This is a genomic window from Bradyrhizobium sp. SSBR45G, assembly GCF_030159255.1.
In the GTDB taxonomy this organism is placed as follows: domain Bacteria; phylum Pseudomonadota; class Alphaproteobacteria; order Rhizobiales; family Xanthobacteraceae; genus Bradyrhizobium.
Window position 1 is genome coordinate 1 of sequence record NZ_BSCT01000082.1, and the last position, 770, is coordinate 770.

General features: G+C 58.6%; 1 tRNA gene. It reads right to left on the bottom strand.

Annotated elements, in window-relative coordinates:
• Nucleotides 1–532 precede the first annotated feature (532 nt).
• Nucleotides 533–608: transfer RNA gene (locus QQL87_RS37225), tRNA-Ala, on the bottom strand.
• Nucleotides 609–770 lie beyond the last annotated feature (162 nt).

Here is a 770-nt window from a genome sequence, read left to right on the forward strand (position 1 = left end):
AAGGCACTTGATTGCTCTCATTATCAATGTCCACACACTCGGCAGAATGTTCACCGCCCTCACCCGTCCGTAAGGACAAGGCGTAGAGCAGCGCGGACACTGATTAGAAAGACCAGCTTGCTTCTTAAGATCGAACCGATCGCCGTGCGGTCAAGCGCAGCGAACAGAGTCATTTACAACAGACAGGATGCTTCACAGCTTCCAGCCTGCGCCGAAATGACCCGGAGATAGTGAAGGCGTCGGTGCAAAGTCGAAATGCGGACCGCTTGCGCGGTGGCACTTCATTGCACGACCCTACTCGGATCGATCTCCTCTTCACGATGTCAGATAACACGCAGCCTTCCCGATCCTGGTGAGGACCAGAAGGTGCGAAATGTTGTCTCGCGGACGAATGTTGATCACGCTATGGGCAGCAGCCCGTCTTCGTCAAGTGGCTTCGCCGGGCACCACGCTTCCGCCCTTCGGCTCCTGCGTAGATGTTCTAGCTGTCGTTCCCTTTGGCCGCGCCACGCGTAGCCCGAAGGGCGAAGCGTGGTGGAGCCTGTCGGGATCGAACCGACGACCTCATGCTTGCAAAGCACGCGCTCTCCCAGCTGAGCTAAGGCCCCATAACCGGAAGACGAATGCCAAGCAGCAGAATCGTCGATGAAAGCGATCGGAGCGCCCGTCTTCGCCAAGTGGCTTCGCCGGGCACCATGCTTCGCCCATCAGGCTCTGCATGGCTGCGCCATGCGTAGCCCAAAGGGCGAAGCATGGTGGGCCTGGGAAGA